Raw genomic sequence first — 21288 nt, forward strand, 5'->3', positions numbered from 1 at the left:
CGACTAACCAATGATGAATACAAAGGTAAAGTTGTTATTAATAAATAAGTTACGGGCTCACATTTGTCAGAGTGAAATTTATAATTGTTAAACCTCTTCTGTTATTATTTTATTAAAGAGTAAAAACAAGGAAGAAATTTAAACGATGAAATTATCACAGTTAAATGCATTTCGGGCAGTGATTGAGTGCCAAACCGTAACGAGTGCGGCGGAGCGTCTTAATCTTAGTCAGCCGAGTGTCAGTCGGAGTATCTCTGCTTTGGAGAGAAAGGTTGGTTTTAAGCTTTTTATTCGCAAAGGTAACCGTTTATTATTGAGTGACGAAGGTAAAGCTTTTTACTTTGAAGTTGCTAATGTATTTGATGCGTTGATCAGTTTAGATCGCGCAGCAGTATCAATCAGTGGTCTGCATTTTGGTAGTTTTAAAATAGGTATCATGCCGTTATTTTCAGATTGCTTTTTACCGCGTATTTTAGCGTCTATTTTAAAGCAATCAGGTAAAATGAAATTATCGGTAAAAACGGAGCGCTCAGAAAGTGTTTTGCAACGCGTACAAAGCCAAACGATTGATATTGGTTTAGCATTAATTGATGGTGATCATCCTGGGGTGATGTCGCAAAAAGTGATCACAGAATGCGTTTGTCTCATTCCTGCATCTTCACCTTTAGCAAAGTTAGACTGTATTGATATTTATGATCTGGCGGGGCTTATTTTAATTCGCCATGAAAAAGATCGTACGCAGTTGAAGGTGGATAGATTATTACGTCGTTATAATATAAGTGTTCAAGAGAGCGTTAAAGTCTCCTTCGCAAGTACAGCTGCTGCATTAGTCAAAGAGTGTGTTGGTATTGCTATCACCGACCCTTTTACAGCATATACCGCCACAGAGTCTGATAGCGTTGTTATGCGCCCCTTAAAATTTTCATTACCCTTTGAATTTTCAATATTATACCCGTCATTAAAACCTTTACATCGCTACGCTTCATTATTTATTGAGCACTTTAAAGCCTGTGCGGATGAGGCCAATATTGCATTAAATATTGGCCCGATAATCAATCTAGATAAAAACAAATAAAATAATCGAGGTGAACATCACAGTTATTAAGCATTCAACTTTAAAATAAAAAAACAATATACACCTTTCAAATCAATTAGATAGGGGTTTGGTAGGTAGAGGTATTACTTTTTTGTATACAACCTAACTTTTTTGACATTGTTTAAAATAACGCTGTTTTTTATGCTGAGGTATCAAGTTAAATCATCATAAAGGAGTTATTATGTCAACACGAGTTTCGGTTATAGGGACAGGTAATGCGGGTTTAACCGCCGCTTATCATTTTTCATTAGAGGGTGCACAAGTTTGCTTATACGGTGCAAGTGGTTTCGATCAAGCTCTTGACGATATAAAAAATCAAGGTGGGATCACCGCATTACCCTCATATAATGATGTGGATTTAACCTACTCCGGTTTTCAATCTATTCACAAAGTCACTCGTGATTTAGCAGAAACGATTGCCTTTTCTGAGTTATTAATTTTACCAGTCCCCTCGTTCGCACAAGAGCCTCTTTTCATTAAAATGTTACCCCATTTAAAGGATGGGCAAATTATTATGCTTATGCCGGGTAATTATGGATCCCTAGTTTTAAACCGTTTAAAAATAGAGCAAGGTTATCAACATCTCGATATTACGTTTGTAGATGCTATATCAATACCTTGGGCAACACGTATTGTGGCACCAGCAACAATTGCCATTTTAGGGATGAAAGAATTCTTACCTGTTGCAGCCTTTCCTGCTCATAAAACGACACACGCCATTGCAAAATTACAATCTATTATGCCTCTTCCATTAAAGCCTCTCAAAAATGTTATTTGTGCAGGGCTTGAAAATATTAATTTTGGCGGACATCCTTTATTAACGACGCTGAGCATGGGTTTATTGGAAAATTTTAATGGTGAATTTAACTACTATAAAGATTGTTGCTCTAAATCAACGGCTAAGGCTGCATCTGTGATGGAAAAAGAGCGTATTAATATTGGCCTTGCATTAGGTTTAGAATTGGTGCCTGAACTCGATGCGATGAATGCGTTGTATGCGATGCAATGTGAAAATGTTTATGAAGTAAATAGAACCTCTGAAACACATGGAAAATTAAATAGTGCACCAAATTCTGCATCAAGCCGCTATATTACTGAAGATGCAGCTTATTTATTGGTTCCCTGTCATGAATTTGGCCTATTAACCAATACCGCAACGCCCCTCGTGACTTCCTGCTTACATATAGATAATGCTTATAATAGTGAAAATTATTTTATCTCGGGGCGGACGTTAAAAAAAATGGGGTTAGCTGATATGTCAGTTGCTCAAATAATGAAATTTATTGCTTAATATAAGGAGATACTAACAATGAAATTTAAATTCCCATCTGCTTATACCATTCTATTCGCTCTTATCGTGTTAATGGCCTGTTTAACTTGGATCATTCCTGCAGGTCAATATCAAATGATAATGAATGATGAGTTAGGCAAAGAAGTCCCTAAAGTGGGATCATATCAGACGGTTGATGCTAATCCTCAAGGTATTGTTGAGGTGTTAATGGCGCCCGTGCAAGGGTTTTATGATCCCGCTACTTATAGTGCGCGGGCGATTGATATTGCATTATTCGTTTTAATCATAGGTGGATTTATTGGCGTAGTAACCAGGACGGGCGCAATAGATTCCGGAATCGCTGCAACGATGACTCGCCTTAAAGGCCGAGAAAAGTGGATGATCCCTATTTTAATGGGATTATTTGCAATGGGAGGCACTGTCTATGGTATGGCAGAAGAAACATTGCCATTTTATATTTTATTAATCCCTGTGATGATTGCCGCAGGTTACGACACTATTGTTGGTGTTGCTATTATTATGCTTGGTGCAGGTATCGGCTGTTTAGGCTCGACGATCAATCCGTTTGCAACTGTTATTGCTTCAAATGCAGCCGGTATTAATTTTATGGAAGGCTTCGGATTACGTGCCATTATATTATTAGTTGGTTGGCTACTTTGTGTTATTTATGTGATGCGTTATGCGAAAAAAATAAAAAAAGATCCTTCTAAATCATTAGTAGCATCCCAAAAAGAGGCTAATGAAAAACATTTTTTACATGATAAAAGTAACACTAAATTAAGTCTAACCAATAACCATAAAATAGTGCTTATCCTTTTTGGACTCTCTTTTTCTATTATGGTTTGGGGCGTCTCGATAGGTGGCTGGTGGATGGCGGAGCTCTCTGCGCTATTTATTGGCGCAAGTATTGTTATCGGTCTGGTTGCGCGTTTATCTGAAACACAATTAACAGATAGCTTCATTGATGGGGCAAGGGATTTATTGGGCGTGGCATTGATCATCGCCATTGCTCGTGGCTTAGTGGTGATCATGGATAATGGTAATATCACACATAGTATATTGTTTTTTGCTGAGGGTTTATTAGGCGGGCTAAATGATATCGTATTTATCAATGCAATTTATTGGATAGAAGTCGTATTATGTTTCATTATCCCATCATCATCGGGCCTTGCTGTATTAACGATGCCTATTATGGCTCCGTTAGCTGATTTTGCAGGTGTTGGGCGAGAACTTGTGGTGACTGCATTTCAGTCTGCATCGGGTTTGCCTAATATTATTACACCGACATCGGGGGTGGTCATGGGGGCGCTTGCTATTGGTAGGGTGAGTTATGCGTCATGGCTTAAATTTACGTTGCCATTGATAGCCATGTTGTCCGTTATGATCATGGTATTACTGAGTTTTGCTGTTACTTTTAGCTAGTATAATTTTGGATGTAATTTAAAGATAAAAAAAGTCCGCTTTAAAATTAAGCGGACTTTTTTATTTAAAGGGCTTTAATCGTTTTGATTTGCTCTTCTAATTTAGAACAAGTGGTTTGTAACTCAGCTTCTTTACCACGTTCTTTGTTAATAACCGCTTCAGGGGCATTACTGACAAAGCGCTCGTTGCTAAGTTTTCCTGATATTTTAGCAAGCTCTTTGCTGGCTTTTTCAAGTTGTTTACTCAAACGAGCGAGCTCTGCTTCAGTATCGATTAAACCTGCCATCGGGATCAACAGCTCGAGAGCGCCGACCAATGCAGTTGCGCAAACCGGTGTACTTTCGCCACTTGCAACAATCGTCACGCTCTCAAGTTTAGCAAGCGCCGCTAAGAAGGCCGCATTTTCAGAAAAACGACGATCATCATCTTCACTTGCATTTTTAACCAGTAAATTAAGCGGGATCTTCGGACTAATATCCATCTCTCCACGAATATTACGGATCGCAACAATAACCTTTTTAAGCCACTCAAGATCTGCAACGGCTTGTGTATCTATTAAGTCGTTATTCACTTCAGGGAAGGCTTCAAGCATGATGCTTTCACCTGTGTACCCAGTAAGCTCTTTATTAATACGTAGCCAAATTTCTTCGGTCATAAAGGGCATGATAGGGTGTGCTAAACGCAGTAAAGTTTCAAGTACAGATATTAACGTATGGCGGGTGCCGCGTTGCTCTGCAACATTGCCTTTAAATAAGACCGGTTTAGTTAACTCTAAGTACCAACCACAGAATTGATGCCAGATAAATTCATACAAAATATTAGCCGCAATATCAAAGCGATAGGTATCGAGTGCATGACGATAATCTTTAATGGTTGTTTGTAGTTGCCCTAAGATCCAACGATCTGCAATGCTAAGTTGTTGCTCATTATTAGCATCATCATTAAATCCACAAGGTTGCTCAGTACAACTCATGATCACGTAACGGCTGGCATTCCATAGTTTATTACAGAAATTTCGGTAGCCTTCAAGGCGGGTCATATCCCAGTTAATATCACGACCGGTTGATGCCATTGCAGCTAAAGTAAAGCGCAGTGCATCGGTGCCATGGGGCTCAATACCGTCTGCAAATGCTTTTCGTGTTTGCTTTTCTATTTTTTTAGCTAATTGCGGTTGCATCATGTTGCCACAACGTTTTTTAACCAAGCTTTCCAAATCAATGCCATCAATCATATCTAAAGGATCAAGTACATTGCCTTTTGATTTTGACATTTTATCACCATTTTCATCCCGAATAAGTCCGGTCATATAAATGGTTTTAAAGGGAACTTGCGGTTTGCCATCTTCATCTTTCATAAAGTGCATGGTCATCATGATCATGCGCGCAACCCAGAAAAAGATAATATCAAAACCGGTCACCAGAACATCCGTTGAATGGAATGTTTTAAGATCCAGCGTTTTTTCAGGCCAACCTAAGGTTGAAAATGTCCATAAACCAGAAGAGAACCAAGTGTCTAATACATCTTCATCTTGTCTTAATTTGATGGATGCATCTAAATTATGCTCTTTACGAACTTGCTCTTCATCATGGCCAACATACACTTTACCATTTTCATCATACCAAGCGGGAATACGATGTCCCCACCATAGTTGACGTGAAATACACCAATCTTGTACATCACTCATCCATGAGTTATATAAGTTTTCATATTGTTGGGGTACAAATTTAATATCACCATTTGCAACCGCTTCTCTCGCTGTTTTTGCTAGCGGTTCAACACGTACATACCATTGGTCTGTAAGCATAGGTTCGATAGGTACGCCGCCACGATCACCATAAGGGATCACTAATGCGTGTGCTTTTATTTCTTCAACTAAGCCTAAAGCTTCAAGTTCAGAAACTACTTTTTTACGCGCATCTTCACGGCTTAAACCGATAAATTGAGCGGGTAATTCTGCGCTATAATTATCGCTTTTTTCACCTTGGCTGTTAAATATTTCAGCACTTTCACGGATCTTCGCGTCGAAAGTTAAGATATTGATCATTGGAAGGTTGTTACGCTTACCGACTTCATAATCGTTAAAATCATGTGCGGGTGTTATTTTTACACAACCACTGCCTTTTTCCATATCAGCATGTTCATCGGCAATAATTGGGATCAGACGTTGCGTAAACGGTAAAATAATATTTTTACCAATAAGGTGCTGGTAACGCGGATCTTCAGCGTTAACGGCAACGCCAGTATCACCCAGCATTGTTTCTGGGCGCGTTGTTGCTACCACAATATAGTTTTTACCGTCTAATGTGGTCGCATTATCCGCTAATGGGTAACGGAAATACCACATAGAGCCTTGTACATCTTTACTTTCTACTTCAAGATCTGAAATAGCAGTATGTAGTTTTGGATCCCAGTTAACTAAGCGTTTACCGCGATACAGAAGATCATCATTATATAAATCGACAAATACTTTTTTTACCGCTTCAGACAAGCCGTCATCCATGGTAAAACGTTCACGATCCCAATCAACAGATGTGCCTAAACGACGCATTTGCTTACAAATAGTGCCACCAGATTCTTCTTTCCATTCCCAAATTTTATCAATAAAGGTTTCACGTCCTAGCTCTTTGCGTGTTTGGCCCGTTTCTGCAAATAATTTACGCTCAACGACCATTTGCGTAGCAATGCCCGCATGATCTGTTCCAGGTTGCCAAAGTGTATTTTTACCTTGCATACGTTGATAACGAATAATGGTATCCATGATCGTATCTTGGAAAGCATGACCCATGTGCAAACTACCGGTCACATTAGGGGGTGGGATCATAATACAAAAACTTTCTTTTGATGTGTCACCATGAGGTTTGAAGTAACCTTTTTCTTCCCATCGTTGGTAATTTTTTTGTTCAATGGCACTGGGGTTGTATGTTTTTTCCATCACTTATCTTCTATTTTATTGATTGAATTTAGGCTTTCTACGTGTGTCGTTGAAAGAGTATGACCTAATTTTTTATAGGCACTGTAGCGTCTGCGTGCAGTCATCTTTAATGTTTCCTCAACGGGAACAAAGTCAATGATCTGTTTGAAATTTTTAGAAAATTCTGGGACCTCAGAACTTAAATTAATTAATACTGGGCGTACCTGTGTTGTTGGCTCCCAACTAATTTCAACGGGGCTACCAAAGCGCGGTCCTTCACCCATTAAATTGTGTGCAACAAAACTGTCACCATCAAATTGCCATAAGTATTCATCAACAATAAAAGCATCTTCTTTATTTTCGGTGTAGATAAATACCTTTGTTTGTTGCTGATAATAAAACGCTGCCAAATGACACGCTTGGGCAATTTGTGCTGGGATATTATGTGTTTGATCTTCGGCTAAAATATAAAAAGTCACTTGGCTCATTGCTGATCATCACTACGGTTAATTAAAAATTGTGTCAGTAGTGCGACAGGGCGACCTGTTGCACCTTTATTTGGGCCTGCTGGGCGCCAAGCTGTACCTGCAATATCTAAATGTGCCCATGTATATTTTGCGGTGAAACGAGATAAGAAGCAAGCTGCAGTGATCGTGCCTGCTGCATTTCCACCTAAGTTGTTCATATCGGCAAAGGGGCTCTCTAATTGGCTTTGATATTCATCATCCATCGGTAATTGCCATGCTTTATCACCGGCTTGTTGTGAGGCCTTTAATAATTCATGTGCTAAACCATTATGTGGCGTTAATAAGGCGCTAATATTATGTCCTAATGCACCAATGCAGGCACCTGTGAGTGTTGCAATATCAATAACACACTCGGGATCGAAACGCTCGACATAAGTTAACACATCACATAAAACCAAACGTCCTTCTGCATCGGTATTTAAAACTTCAACCGTTTGTCCAGACATCGTCGTTAGAATATCGCCTGGGCGATAAGCATTACCTGCTGGCATGTTTTCAGCGCCCGCGAGAATACCAATAACATTTAAAGGTAAGTTTAAGTCTGCAATCGCTTTTAATGTGCCATAAACCGCAGCTGCACCTGCCATGTCGTATTTCATTTCATCCATGGCCGCACTTCCTTTTAAAGAAAGGCCTCCAGAATCAAAAGTGACGCCTTTACCAATGAGAATAATAGGTTTTTGTGCTGTTTCACCGCCCTTGTAATGTAATAAAGAAAGGTAAGCGGGATTACTAGATCCTTGTGCGACGGCCAAGTAACTGTGCATTTTGAGATCTTTTAAGGCATGTTGATCAAGTATGCTGACGCTTATTTTTTCGTGTTGCTCAGCTAATTGTTGTGCTTGCTCGGCTAGATAAAGGGGGGTACAAATATTTGCCGGCATATTTGTTAAATCTTTACAGGCTTTAATACCTGACGATATGGCCTTTCCGTGGGTTACGGCTAATTCAGCTTTACTAAGTTGTTTGCGACTCTGGGTGATAAAAGTCAACTTATGTAAAGCGCGCCTTTTTTTTGTTTTTTGACTTTTAAATTTATCAAAAGAATACAAAGTGTCTTTTGTGATTTCAATCCCTTGACGGATTGCCCAATAATTGTCTTTGCCATTAATATGTAATTCAGATAAAAAACAAATAGCCTCTAAAGTGCCACTTTCGTTAAGTGTTTGCATGGTTTTTTGAATTATTTTTTGGTAATTACTTTCATTAAGCTCGCGCTCTTTACCACAACCCACTAATAAGACGCGTTCACTGAGTACGCCTGGGATTTGTTGTAAAAATAGGATCTGACCTATTTCTCCTTCAATATTACCTCGACGTAATAATGCGCTTAAATAACCGTCACTCACGCTGTCAATTTGCTCTGCAGGGCCCGACAAACGGCGAGTAGCAAAGATACCAATGATGATACAAGCACTGCGTTGCTTTTCAGGAGAGCCACTTTTTATGAAAAAATCCATATTTATCCTTGAGTGAGCCGATTATATTGAGATTAACGATGCTATTTTAATTAAAATACAGTTATTATAGCGTCCAGTGCAATTTAAAAATAAAAAACGGTTATGTTACCGTAATTAGTTTATTAATTCACTACTTTACCCTTTTTCATAAGATCTTATTTTACACTGGAGAGCTAAGTGATACTTCGTCGTTACTTAATGCTGGAAACATTTAAAAGCCAGTTTGGTATTCTTTTTGTTTTACTTCTTATTTTTGTTAGCCAAAAATTTATCGCAATTTTAGAGCAAGCGATCAATGGTGTGATAGCCCCTGATCTGGTACTGACTTTGTTATACCTTAATTTGCCAACATTAGGGACATTAATGTTACCTATCAGTTTTTATTTGGCGATATTATTTGCGCATGGCAGGTTACATAGTGAAAGTGAAATGGTGGCAATGACATCATGTGGTTATAGCCCTAATAGTGTTTTAAAGGCAACTCTTTTACTTTCTTTTTTCACTTTTGCCTTTGCTTCTTTTAACAGTTTATATTTAGCGCCTAGCGCTGAAAACGAAATGATAGCTGTTATTGAAAAAGCAGAGTCAGATGCGGGTGTTGCGACGCTTATAGAAGGGCGTTTTCATAAATCATCTGAAAATGGTGGCGTCGTTTATGTTGAAAAATATCATGAAGGACAAAAACTAGAGAGAATTTTTGCCTCATATTGGCCGAGTGATGAAAACAAAGCGCCCTCTGTTATAACCGCGTTACATGGGAGCGTTCAAGAAAAAGAGGACGGTACATGGTTAACGTTAGAGGATGGTCAAAGTTATACGGGTAATGTGGGCGAACATGAATTTGATAGTAGTCGTTTTTCGAGTTATGAGGTGCATATTGCAAATCGAGAGATCCGTAGCCGTTCTCGCGGCGTGAGCGCGTTACCAACTTCCATCTTATTGACACAAACAGATGATAAATCACGCGCTGAATTACAGTGGCGAATGGCTATTCCGTTATCTATTTTACTACTGACATTTATGGCGGTGCCATTAGCTAAAGTCAATCCGAGACAAGGGCGCTATGCTAAGCTTATGCCTGCACTTGCGCTTTATCTGACTTACTTTTTATTACTCAGTACTTCAAAAAGTTTAATAGAAGAAGGAACGTTACCAATACTGAGTATTTGGGGCGTACAAATTGTATTTTTACTGGGAGGTGTTTTCTTGCATTTAAAAAGCCTCGGTAAATTTGTAAAGAAAACTAAATATATTAAAAAGCCGCGGAATTCATAATGGGTATTTTAGATCGTTACATAGGTAAAACTGTTTTTGCTGCAACATTTTTAACTTTATTTGTTCTGCTTGGATTAAGTAGCATTATTAAATTTGTAGAGCAAATGCGCAGTGTAGGGCAAGGATCTTATGATGTACTTGCTGCTGGATATTTTGTGCTTTTAAAAATGCCGGTTGAAATGACGGTGTTTTTCCCGATGGCCGCGTTAATTGGCGCTTTAATTGGGCTTGGAAGTTTAGCAAGTAGTAGTGAACTTGTGGTGATGCAAGCTGCTGGCATGTCAAAATTTCGCATCGCAGGTGCCGTACTAAAAACAGCGGTACCCATGGTATTTGCGGTTATGTTATTAGCTGAGTTTGTGGCGCCTGTGACCGATAAAGAAGCTTATTCTATGCGCGACTTAGCACGCAGTGGTCAAAGCAGTGTCAGTAATAAATATGGCGTTTGGGTTAAAGATGCGGATGCATTTATCAGTATTGGACGTATGAATAGTCAATCTGAATTGTTTAACGTTAGATTTTATTTCTTTAATGAAAGTATGCAACTGGATCATGCTGTTTTAGCAAAAAAAGTGTCTTATAGAGGTGGATACTGGTTACTTGAAGACAGTACATGGACAAAATTTGAGAGTGATCGAACGAACGTTGAGCATAAAGATAGCGATGTTTGGCAGACAGATCTTACTCCGAAAAAACTCGATGTCATATTGAGCGACCCGAGTAAAATGTCGATGCGTGACATTTATGGTTATATAACGTATTTGGAAAATAATCAACAAGACGCTAATCGATATTTATTGATCTTATGGCGTAAGGCGGTTCTACCCTTTACGGTTGTCGTGATGATGCTACTTTCGGTCTCTTTTATCTTTGGCGGCTTACGCACTGTGACGATGGGGACGCGTTTGATACTTGGGATAGCCAGTGGCTTTGCTTTTCATGTGTCAGGGGAGTTATTTGGCCCGGCAAGTTTAGTCTTTGGTCTCTCTCCTTTATTAGGGGCATTATTACCGAGTATGTTGGTTTTATGTATCGCGATGTATCTTTTAAGACGGCAGAGCTAAGTTAAATTATTAAGTGGCGTTTGAGATAGCTACTGCGTTGTAAATTCTAGACTCTAAATTTTAAATTAAGGTTGCCTCTTAAAAATAACGACAACCTTAATTTATATTTAAGTTTCGCTATTATCTTTATCCATAAATCCCATACCTTTAAAACCTTTCCAATTATTGAGCTGCTTGCTTAGTACAATGACCTCACATTCTGCCCAAAGATCTTGAAATGCATTCCGATTTGGGAAAATAGCCATTAAATTACCTAATCCAAAAGCAGAAGTCGCCATGCGAATAATAGATTGCATAAGGGTTATATTATGACCATTAGTATTTTGCACGCGTAAACGCCATGCTTTCATACCGATAGTTTGTCCTGCACAAACCCAGAAATAGCTATAAAAAGCCACGATAACAAACCCTAAATAAGCAGCAAAAAAAGTATTGTGCGCTAAGTAACCCGCGATATCTTGATAAGGCTCTATTTCTACTACACCTATTTTAGTTAGGAGTAATACGAGTAAAATAGCGATGATCGCAGCCAGCATCATGACGGCAGCTAGTGCTAAAAGATCATAAGTAAACGCGCCAAGTCGTCGCCATAAATTGGCGTGAGGACAGCGCTGGTATTCATCTTGTAATGTTGGAGTTAGTACTTTTTTGGGCGTTCGTTTAGGCATTATAATTCCTTAATAGTGAAGTCGCAGTGTAACAAAGGCATTTTGTATTGGCATCTATTTATATTCGGGATCACAAAAAGAGGCGTCGTTGTGCGATCTTATGCACCAAACACGTCTTATTTGTTGGCTTTTTAAGCGCTTACACTTTTGTTGTGCAAAAAGGCTTGTCAGATGATACTGGCACGGTATAATCGACGCGTCTTATGAAGATTGGTTTTATATTAAATCAATGCCGTTGTGGTGGAATTGGTAGACACGCCGGATTCAAAATCCGGTTCTGAAAGGAGTGACGGTTCAAGTCCGTCCAGCGGTACCATAAAACATAAAAAAACCGACTTATTGAGTCGGTTTTTTTATGCCTAAAATAAACTTAAAATAATGAATACGGACTTTAATCTGTACTGCTTTTTATCGTTTGTAAAATAGATGTGCGTAAAGGATTAAAAATCGGTATTCGAAATGCATGGCGCTTAAAATTTCCCCTCGGGTAGCATTTCGAAGTATGTATACGACACAATAAAAAGCTTATCTTCCTGCAAATAGTATTTCTAAAAATAGCCAACAATAAACTTAAGTTATAACGCCTAAGAATTAGCCCCATCCATCTATATTACTTTTACTTGTAGGCACTGTGTGCAGACAACCTTAATCGATCCAATACTCTCCTCTACTTTGATATATTTTTGTTTTTCTCGTAGATGTAATAGGCAATATTTACAAAGTAATAAGTTAGCGGGAATGCCTGTACTTTAGAGCCCAAGTTCTGTTTTTTAATGAGTGATTGGAGTGTTTAGGGATAATTAGGTTTGACTTTTTTGTTTAACATATTAGAAATAAAGGATTTTTATTGAAATAAAAGTTTTTTAAGTTAATGTGAGTCTAATTATCAAGATTATATTTTTTAATATCATCTATCACATAACGAATGGACTCGTCATGATAAAAATTATTATTCTTAGTTGCATTGTTTGCTGGATGTATCTTCGCCAACTTGCCAAATCAAAACCTGATTCAATCTGGCGAATTAAGTTAAGTCGTTTCTCTCGTTATATGTTGATTGGTATTGTCGTTTGGTTAATTACCATCATGTTTGGATCTGTAAAGTATCAGATATATACAGATCGTATTTTTACCTATGAAGGTAAAGTACAAACTGTATTTGCTTGGCAAGAAAATAGATCACTGCCGATAAAGGCATTAGCCACTCCCGTTTTACTCTCTTTAGATTATAAAACTGTTTATCCAATGTCCGATAAATTGACTGATTTACTCGTTGAAAGCTATCCATACGAACCTTATTATTTAGGCTTTGGGCAGTTTTTAGGAACATTATTAACCTTTATGTTGTTATTGTCATATCTGTCTCGACACCGTCATACCGATAGAAAATGGCAATATGCAATGCAGGCTGATAGTAAATTAGAATATGAAAATTTTACTAAATGGTCTCATAGTAAACTATTAAGGCATTTACATTGTAAAGGTATGGAAAAGAAAATAGACGAGGCGGTTAAGTCAATTAATCAACGCGGTCTTTTGAAATTACAGATATATCGTGAAAGCTACCTTGCACAAGGTTTAAACTCTGCATTTCTAGATATGTTAAATGAGATTGTGCGATCCGGGCACCACGATATTGTGGTTAAAGCTGAGCATAATAAAAATTATAAACCGATAAGTGAAAGTACTGATATAGAAATATGCGCCTTAAATAGTGGAGCACTAGAGCCAAAACTATTTATGGAAAAATATTTTGTTTATTTGAAATCAAAGGCACTAGCAAAGGATAACCTATCTGATTTTGATTCAATAGTGCTTAACAGCCCGGAACATCTTCGATTTACTTACCCTGAACCCCACATCGCGAATAATATATTGGAAAAGCAGTTGGTTGGTGTATTTAATCAAGGGCGGAAACGTTTTGTTGGAGAAGATATTGTTGATTTTCATGCCTCATCGGTAGGGATTGATTTTCCCCGATCTAAGGCTTGTTTAGAAATTAATTACATGTGTCAGCTTGATATAGAATCGGATAAGCGCAGAGCAGGCATCTGGGGGAGTGAACTTAGCCATAAAAAAATCACAATGGATGGTACTCAATTCCCGAGTGGTAGCATGTTATTGCTAGTATTTGGAATGTCATTTAACTGGCGATTAGTTATCGATGGCGTTGAGATATCATCCGGTAATAATGGCACACTACCTGATCCTGAAGTGTGTATGTTAAGCCTGCCCGAGAAACAACATTTACCAACGAAATCCGACGTTGAAAATAAAATTTTTGAGGTGGTGGCGTTATCAAATATTAGTGCCTTCTTTGCCCAGTTAATGGGAGTAAATAAAGAGGATATAGATAATCATGTCATCGACTTAAAAACACAAACAGCCTTAGATATTAAGGCTAATACTGAGAAGTCTAATCAACTGACTGAGTCGCTTGAGAAGGCTTTGCGTGGTGAAGCATTGGAAGATCTGATGAAAAGTAGTGCTAAAGAACTCTACTTACAAAATAAAACTGCGGTTGATGCCGTTATTCATGATCACATACAAAGTCATGGTGATATGGATACCGCATTGATGATTGTCGATTTGTTGGGTGATGCAGTACCTGAACTATCAAACATTCTGTTGGATATTATTGGGGGAGAAGATGCATAAATTTATTTCATCATTTTGTGTGTTGCTACTTATGTGTGCCTTCTCGAATGCGACACATGCTGATATTAAAAAGACGATTAAAAATAAATTTAAAGATGGCATTTTTGAAGAATTTACGGGGGTATTTACCAAGATCCCTGGTTTAAAGCAGATGACAGAAAAAATAAAAGAAAATGAATATCAATTGATATCCGCTCGTAAAAAGAGAGGCGTATTAGAAATCATCAATATGAAAGACATCGAGTCGATCACGCTTTCTAGAGAACGTTATGCAAATGGCTTTAAATTGAATAATAACGCTATTTTAGCCATGGGTACTTATTGGTTAAAAGCCACGCCCAAAGACAATAAGAAACAAGCGATTAAGCGAAAAGTAATTGTTTCGAATAGAGGTAAAAATCAAGTTGAATTAAAGTTTTGGAAAAAAGGCTTAAAAGTATACCCTTTGGAAATCATCACTATTCCAGCGTCTGCAAGAGTAAGAATTGTTAATATCATACCAAAATATAAATTCGGAATGCCGTTAAAACAGGGGAAATATCGCGTTGAAGTCAGTAATAAAGGCTATAAGACAAGAAAATTTGATGTAATGCTAAACCATAACCAAAGTAATTTTACTTCTAAACTAGATCCTGTATCAGATAAAATATCTAAAGCCTTAAGTGAAATAGCACAATCACCTGAAGCTGAAAAGCCCGAAAAGGAAAATTCAGCACTGATGGACGCATTTTGGTGGAGTGTTTTAATTGGGGTTATTTTGGTTTTACTTTGGCTCGTTTATTCCTTCATAAAGTCCTTATTGCAATGGTTGAAAAGAGCATGGCGATCAATATTTAATTAACTGAAAAGAGTTGGGGGTAGATCTTATTTTTATTCTAAAAATTAAAAGACAAAAATGCCCTCCATTAGCTACCTAACTGTTTTTTATTTTTTTGTGGGAGACGTAACGTGTAATAGATGTTATTTCTATACGCATTTTTAGCTAATGCCAAAGGCGTTAAAAAGCGATCCGTCTTGTTTGTTAAAATTATCCCTCCCTGCGTTGAGAGTTTTTACGTGAGAGCAACTATCTCATTGGGCTTGCCCTGTTGTGCGCATGCTCGAATACCTGTAATAAGGGTTGCGTCTTGAATTGCTATCTTCATCCGTGTGGTATTTTTATTTGAGTAAGTTCGATTAAATTCAGATCTTTTACTTCCATTTATTATCCCTCTCTGTCCTTTGAAATTTCTCTGCGTCATTAAGCTGATTTATTGATGGCAAAGAATAAGTAACTCTCTTATTGCACGAATAAAGCCGAAATCTGAGCGCTCTGATTGAGAACTCATGCAGAGCCGTCTTTTCTTTCATCTTTTGATAGTAAGTTCGATTTTTGGTTGCGTCTTTTTATGCCATATATACGGCAGGGATCTTCAATATATTTAAAACTAAAGTGAGCACTAATTAAAACGCAACACACTAGGATGATTGTAGCTATGCTGCCAAGCAGTGGTGAGGTTAATATAATATCAGTTTGAGGATCCACTTTAATTTTAAATATCACTCTTAGTACTGCGACTGTAAGCCAGATAAATGCCATATGAGAGATATAAATAGAATAGGATACTTTTCCTAGCCATAAAAGAGGAGAGAAATTTAATGAATTTGATAAAAAACTTTGTGGGTATATAACTAAAAATAGGATAAGTAATGCGATGACAGGCGGAATAAAAAACTCCAGTTGATTATCATGTTTTATTAAGAGTAAATAAGACAAGATAGAGAGTAATAGCACTGTATAAAATAATTCTTTAGTCTTTGATAAGTAAGCTATCGGTTTAACTTGGGCTAATTGATAGAGTCGATGTGCGAATACCCCGATGAAAAACCCATAGGTGCATCGAAAAAAACTAAACTCGCCGTTAAAGGTTAAGCTTGTTTGACCGAGACTAATAATGGTTGCAAGTGATAAGGTCGCTAATAATAGGCTAAATGTGGTTCTAAATGAATTTTTAAGGGTAAATATACAGACAACTGCAAATAATATATAAGTATAAAATTCAACGCTGATACTCCAACTCGGGCCATTAAAAGAACTGTGCTCTTGTAATCCCATAGATTGAAGTAATAGAAGGTTAAGTATAAAAGACTCCGCATTGTTGTAAGAAAATGCGGGGTTATTTGCTGTAATACCCATGTATGTTTCAGCTAAATATTTAGCTAACTCAATCGCTAAAAACACGAATAAAAAAACAAGGTGTAAAGGGTAAAGTCGCCAAAAACGGGCTGATAAAAAAGCACTAATACTAATTTTATTACCCAGTTTATCACCATAACTGAGTGCCATAACAAACCCTGACAGAACAAAGAATAGATCTACCATTAGCCCTGCATTACGGATAAAGCCAAGTGAATGGGCTGGGTATAACCAATCAATATGGTAAAAAACAACGAGTAATGCTGCAATACCACGTAAAGATTCTAGAGCCGGAAAAAAGGGGCGTTTGGGCATGTAATGACCTTGTGATCTCATTATGAATTTTTTGAATTTAGTGAAAGTCACTAACTCCCGTTCAATGTTAGTCCAGCTAGTATTTTTTTGATAGGCGAGTGTAAAATATATACTTTTTAGCTATATATTTTATGTGTTATTGCAGTGTGCATCAAATCCCAATGAGCTCCAATACAATTCTAAATAAAGAATGTTCACATGATCCTCGTATTTATAATGAGTGTAAAGACGCATTAATTACATTACGCATCAATTAATAGTATTGATTATCATTACCATCGTGATAAGCTAAGTGTTATGTTATAACATAACACTTAGGAGTTGTAATGAAAAAAGGTATACACCCAAATTATCAAAAAATTGCTTTTCACGATATAGCTGTCGATAAATATTTTATTGTAGGCTCTACATTGAAAACGGCTAAAACAATAGAAATAGAGGGAATTATATATCCATATGTTGCATTAGATATATCTAGTCAATCGCATCCGTTTTATACAGGAAAACAAAAAATGCTTCAAAGTGATGGTCGAGTCGCACTATTTAATCGCCGCTTTAGTGGCTCAAATAGTAAAAAAGAGGTGTGATATGAAGGTTTTAAGTTCACTTAAAAGTGCTAAGAAGAGGCACCCAGATTGTCAGATTGTTAAACGTCGTGGTCGTGTTTATGTTATTTGTAAGGCGAACCCTAGGTTCAAAGCCGTTCAGGGAGGAACGAAAAAACGTACTTAAGCTTTAATATAACGGCAGAGTGTGATCTTATTCGATTCAAAGGTTTATAATGACTAAATTGTGTATCCATGAATTAAAAATCCCACTCCAAAACGTGTGTCAGTTTAAGTTCGTTTAAGCTATACATAAAACAACAAAGCCTTAGCTTACGCTAGGGCTTTATTGTTCCTCGCATAATTTAAAGCTTATCTACATTTCTTAAATACCCGCTAATAAATTAAATATATGCCTTAGATAATTTTCTGCTTTTAATATTTTTTATTTTTTGTGCTGATCCGTGCAAAATTAATTTTAAAGGGACTCATTAAATCTAATTATTTCCTGTATTTTTGAATGGATTTACCTTTGCAAAGTTATGTCATCAAAAAACCTGTACATCCGTATGTAGTATTTATCCACGGACAGGAAAATGCGATTAAATTCACTGTGATCTGGCTTGTGATACATGTCATAAATCCATCATGTAATTATAATCAAAATCAAAATAGGATAGATATCACGGTTAGTTATTGTTTATGTTGAGATAATTAATGGCGAAATAATAAACAATTAAATTCAATTCAATTAAATAGGGACATTTATGAAGAAAAATATATTTTGTTATTCGATGCTGATGGTAGCTCTTACGCTTTCTGGTTGTAATAGTGACAATGTGAAAGTCGATGAAAATACAGACATTAACTACGGTGTTAAAGCGATAGATTACTTGGTTGAAATAGCAGATGAAACGCAGGGAATTGGAGCTAGAAAAGCCAGTACAGCTAAAGAAATAGAAATGGGTGAGTGGATCTACGATAAGTTAACAGGTTTTGGTTATGATGTAACAGTTCAACCTTTTACTTACACCAAAAAAGTGAAAGATGTTGAGACTACTTATGAGTCTAATAATTATATTATTGAAAAAAAAGGTGCGCAAGATAAAACGATTGTACTTTCTGCTCATTATGATTCTACGGGCGTAGATCATGGCTCTTTAGGCGCTACAGATAACGGCGCTGGCCTTGCTGCTGCTATTGCCATTGCTGAAAAATTGAAGGTAATCGAATTACCTTATAATGTTCGCATATTAATTCCTGGCGCAGAAGAAAATGGCTTGAATGGCTCTCTTGCTTATGTAAAACAAGCCCTGGTAGATGGTGATTTAGATAATGTCATCGCCATGATCAATTATGACACGATCGGAGGGGGAGATATTGTTTATGTTCACGCTGCACATTCTGATTATGAAGAGTATAAATCAGTTTGTGAGAAGTTAGGACTTACCGAGTCTGATTACAATAAAGGCACCAGCATTAGAGATGCGATGTTACAAGCTTCTATTGATGTGAATGGAGATGATAATAAATATATTATTCATCCAACACTAGCTGGATATCCAGAAGGCGAAACCGGATCATGGTCTGATCACGCAGGATTTGCATGTGCAGGGATACCGATTGCTTATGTAGAAGCAACTAACTTTAATATTAACGGTCATGACGGATATGATGGATATTCACAAACTACGAATCCAAAATTGTGGGATTGTTATGATAGCAAGACTAAAACCGCTTGTGATAGAGATGCAGAAACTAAATGGGGAAAAATTTGGCATACTGAATTTGATCGCTTAGATAAATTAAGTGAAATATTTCCTGGTCGTGTAGACAAGCAAGTAAGTGATAATGTAAATATCGTTCTTGAGTTTTTGAGTAATGAAAAATACTTAAAGGCTAATTAAGAAAGGTGCATTTTACTCCATTATTTATTGAAGAATGGTAAATAGTAAGGGGAAAAAACAAAGATAAAAAACCTCAATATTCATTGAGGTTTTTTTATATAAATACAATTTAAAGCTTCGATTTTATTTTGGCATAACCATAACCATAACCATAACCATCATTCATCAACACATCACTCTCATCTCTTTTAGTCATCTGTTTGTTATCTATTATGTGGAGCTAAAGAGAGTCTTTTTTCAAATGTTATTATTCAATGCATTCTATTTTTTAGAGTATGGGCTTTCGTATTAAGCTGTGGGAAAACGGTTTAGGAAGGAAATAATCAAATAGATTTAATTCTATATTTAGAGTAGATGTCGTAGCTGGAAGTGTATAAAAGAGTGATCTTGTGATGGCACTAAAAAGTCTGAGATAGTTAATATATGAAGGGCTATTACTAGAAATGAGGATCTTACATTAGTAAGATCCTCACTAAAGTCAGTTCTAAAACTGACACATATAATATGGTTTATGCTTGTGGAGGCGTACCTTCACAGTTAGAAACCACTGCATCAAGTTGTACTAATGCATTCATTGGGATAGCAGATACTGCTACTACTGTTCTCGCAGGAAGGTCGCCTTTGAAGAACGTTGTGTAAACTTCGTTAAGTGCATCCATATCTTCGATATTTTTAACTTGGATATTTACTTTAACAATATCGTCCATTACGTGATCAACACTTTCGATGATAGCTTTAATATTATTAAGACACTGTGTAACTTGCTCTTTTATTCCACCGGCTACCATTGCATTTGTTTTTGGATCAACAGGTAATTGACCAGAAACGTTATTGTAATGAGAAAAAGCAACGGTATGTGAATAATCCATTTTTGGTGCATTTTCAGTATTGCTTGCTTCAATGATAAGTAGGCGAGAATCTTCAGGAAGTTGTGGTGCTGTACCGTCTCCGTGTGCAACAACGGTATCAATTGCAATCAAAGCATCCATTGGTAATGCTGACGCGCTAATTGTTGTGCGTGTAGGAACGTAGCTTGGGAAGAATTTTGCAAAAACTTCGTTTACAACGTCAATGTCAGCAATGTTTTTAAGGAAGATAGTTGTTTTAACAACATCATTCATTACATGATCAATGCTTTCTAAAATCGCTTTCATGTTGTTTAGGCATTGCTCTGTTTGCTCTTTAACACCACCCGTTACCATTTTACCTGTTTTAGGATCAACAGGTAATTGAGCTGAAAGGTTATTGTAATGAGAGAATGCAACAGTTTGTGTAGAGATAGCACATTGTGGTGCATTTTCTGTGTTTCTTGCATTTTTGATAAGAGGACAAGCCGCTTGTGGTGTTGTACCTTCGCCATTTGAGATAAGCGCTTCAATTTGTAGTAATGCACCTTGCATAGGTAACGCAGCTACTGCAACAGTAGTACGTGTAGGAAGGTAGCTTTGGAAGAATGTTTTATAAACTTCGTTGATAGCTGCAAGATCTGAGATATCTTTAACAAAGATAGTCATTTTAACCACGTCATCCATAACATGATCGATACTTTCTACGATGGCTTTAATATTTTTTAAACACTGTTCAGTTTGCTCTTTAACACCGCCAGCGACCATGTTACCTGTTTTAGGATCAATCGGTAATTGAGCTGAAATATTATTATAATGAGAGAATGCAACTGTCTGTGTAGATAGAGCACTTTTTGGTGCGTTGTCAGTGTTTCTTGATGCTTTTATGATGTCGCTAGTCATACGATATGTATCCTATTTTATATGATTTATAATTCCATGTGGTGGCTGGAGTATACGTATTAGGAACGAACAATCTTTGAACTTACTCACAAAAAAATCATTGAATACATTCGATCTGATTGATTTTAAATGCTTTATTATGCGAAATACCCTTTTTATTACAAAGGATTTAAATGATAGTGTTTTTTTTAAACTATTGATTCTATTGAATTTGATTTTTAACTG

Annotated in this window: 16 protein-coding genes and 1 tRNA gene; 11 read left to right on the forward strand and 6 right to left on the reverse strand. The window is 37.0% G+C overall.

Features of this window, described 5'->3' with window-relative positions; translation table 11 throughout:
* The first annotated feature begins 145 nt into the window (after window positions 1-145).
* The 3 genes from PCNPT3_RS02815 to PCNPT3_RS02825 all read left to right on the forward strand — a co-directional run bounded on the left by PCNPT3_RS02815 (window position 146) and on the right by PCNPT3_RS02825 (window position 3809).
* Window positions 146-1075 carry a LysR family transcriptional regulator gene (locus tag PCNPT3_RS02815; protein WP_015464356.1) on the forward strand — a complete coding sequence of 310 codons (930 nt, stop codon included), beginning with the start codon at window positions 146-148 and terminating at the stop codon, window positions 1073-1075.
* 202 nt (window positions 1076-1277) lie between these two features.
* The gene (locus tag PCNPT3_RS02820) at window positions 1278-2387 is read left to right on the forward strand and encodes an NAD/NADP-dependent octopine/nopaline dehydrogenase family protein (RefSeq protein ID WP_015464357.1); all 1110 of its coding nucleotides are present in this window, start codon (window positions 1278-1280) and stop codon (window positions 2385-2387) included.
* Between the two features lie 18 nt (window positions 2388-2405).
* On the forward strand, window positions 2406-3809 hold the full coding sequence (locus tag PCNPT3_RS02825) for a YfcC family protein (RefSeq protein ID WP_015464358.1): 1404 nt from the start codon (window positions 2406-2408) through the stop codon (window positions 3807-3809).
* A 64-nt stretch (window positions 3810-3873) separates the two neighbouring features.
* On the opposite strand, the gene PCNPT3_RS02830 is transcribed toward PCNPT3_RS02825, so the two are convergent.
* The 3 genes from PCNPT3_RS02830 to pepA are packed head-to-tail and all read right to left on the reverse strand — an operon-like array spanning window position 3874 to window position 8707.
* Window positions 3874-6741 (reverse strand): valine--tRNA ligase, encoded by a 2868-nt coding sequence (locus PCNPT3_RS02830; RefSeq protein ID WP_015464359.1) that lies wholly within the window; start codon window positions 6739-6741, stop codon window positions 3874-3876.
* The gene (locus PCNPT3_RS02835; protein WP_015464360.1) at window positions 6741-7208 is read right to left on the reverse strand and encodes a DNA polymerase III subunit chi; all 468 of its coding nucleotides are present in this window, start codon (window positions 7206-7208) and stop codon (window positions 6741-6743) included. The genes PCNPT3_RS02830 and PCNPT3_RS02835 overlap by 1 nt, the downstream gene beginning before the upstream one ends.
* A complete protein-coding gene (gene pepA / locus PCNPT3_RS02840; RefSeq protein ID WP_015464361.1) occupies window positions 7205-8707 on the reverse strand; it encodes a leucyl aminopeptidase in 1503 nt (500 codons plus the stop codon). Before pepA ends, PCNPT3_RS02835 begins: the two co-directional genes overlap by 4 nt.
* Window positions 8708-8884: 177 nt before the next feature.
* Between pepA and lptF the strand changes: the two genes are divergently transcribed.
* Window positions 8885-9982, forward strand: a complete 1098-nt coding sequence (gene lptF, locus PCNPT3_RS02845) for an LPS export ABC transporter permease LptF (RefSeq protein ID WP_015464362.1) — start codon at window positions 8885-8887, stop codon at window positions 9980-9982.
* Entirely contained in the window at window positions 9982-11046 is a 1065-nt protein-coding gene (lptG, locus tag PCNPT3_RS02850) for an LPS export ABC transporter permease LptG (protein ID WP_015464363.1), read from the forward strand. Before lptF ends, lptG begins: the two co-directional genes overlap by 1 nt.
* Before the next feature lie 107 nt (window positions 11047-11153).
* Here lptG and PCNPT3_RS02855 read toward each other — a convergent pair whose 3' ends face one another.
* Window positions 11154-11714 (reverse strand): RDD family protein, encoded by a 561-nt coding sequence (locus PCNPT3_RS02855; RefSeq protein WP_015464364.1) that lies wholly within the window; start codon window positions 11712-11714, stop codon window positions 11154-11156.
* A gap of 231 nt (window positions 11715-11945) precedes the next feature.
* Here PCNPT3_RS02855 and PCNPT3_RS02860 point away from each other — a divergent pair.
* The 3 genes from PCNPT3_RS02860 to PCNPT3_RS13480 all read left to right on the forward strand — a co-directional run bounded on the left by PCNPT3_RS02860 (window position 11946) and on the right by PCNPT3_RS13480 (window position 15213).
* A tRNA-Leu gene (locus PCNPT3_RS02860) sits at window positions 11946-12030 on the forward strand.
* Window positions 12031-12650: 620 nt separating this feature from the next.
* Entirely contained in the window at window positions 12651-14372 is a 1722-nt protein-coding gene (locus tag PCNPT3_RS02865) for a hypothetical protein (protein WP_015464365.1), read from the forward strand.
* Entirely contained in the window at window positions 14365-15213 is an 849-nt protein-coding gene (locus PCNPT3_RS13480; protein ID WP_015464366.1) for a hypothetical protein, read from the forward strand. Before PCNPT3_RS02865 ends, PCNPT3_RS13480 begins: the two co-directional genes overlap by 8 nt.
* 483 nt (window positions 15214-15696) lie before the next feature.
* Here PCNPT3_RS13480 and PCNPT3_RS02880 read toward each other — a convergent pair whose 3' ends face one another.
* The gene (locus PCNPT3_RS02880; RefSeq protein WP_015464367.1) at window positions 15697-16863 is read right to left on the reverse strand and encodes an acyltransferase family protein; all 1167 of its coding nucleotides are present in this window, start codon (window positions 16861-16863) and stop codon (window positions 15697-15699) included.
* A 326-nt stretch (window positions 16864-17189) separates the two neighbouring features.
* Here PCNPT3_RS02880 and PCNPT3_RS02885 point away from each other — a divergent pair, with 326 nt between their 5' ends.
* The 3 genes from PCNPT3_RS02885 (at window position 17190) to PCNPT3_RS02895 (ending at window position 19315) form a co-directional block, all read left to right on the forward strand.
* Window positions 17190-17450, forward strand: coding sequence for a type B 50S ribosomal protein L31 (locus PCNPT3_RS02885; protein WP_015464368.1), 261 nt, complete (start codon window positions 17190-17192; stop codon window positions 17448-17450).
* Window position 17451: 1 nt separating this feature from the next.
* The gene (gene ykgO / locus PCNPT3_RS02890) at window positions 17452-17595 is read left to right on the forward strand and encodes a type B 50S ribosomal protein L36 (RefSeq protein WP_015464369.1); all 144 of its coding nucleotides are present in this window, start codon (window positions 17452-17454) and stop codon (window positions 17593-17595) included.
* A gap of 580 nt (window positions 17596-18175) precedes the next feature.
* Window positions 18176-19315, forward strand: coding sequence for a M28 family metallopeptidase (locus PCNPT3_RS02895; protein ID WP_015464370.1), 1140 nt, complete (start codon window positions 18176-18178; stop codon window positions 19313-19315).
* A 509-nt stretch (window positions 19316-19824) separates the two neighbouring features.
* Here the strand turns inward: PCNPT3_RS02895 and PCNPT3_RS02900 are convergent.
* Entirely contained in the window at window positions 19825-21063 is a 1239-nt protein-coding gene (locus tag PCNPT3_RS02900; RefSeq protein ID WP_015464371.1) for a RidA family protein, read from the reverse strand.
* Window positions 21064-21288 lie beyond the last annotated feature (225 nt).

It is taken from the genome of Psychromonas sp. CNPT3 (assembly GCF_000153405.2).
Lineage (GTDB): Bacteria > Pseudomonadota > Gammaproteobacteria > Enterobacterales > Psychromonadaceae > Psychromonas.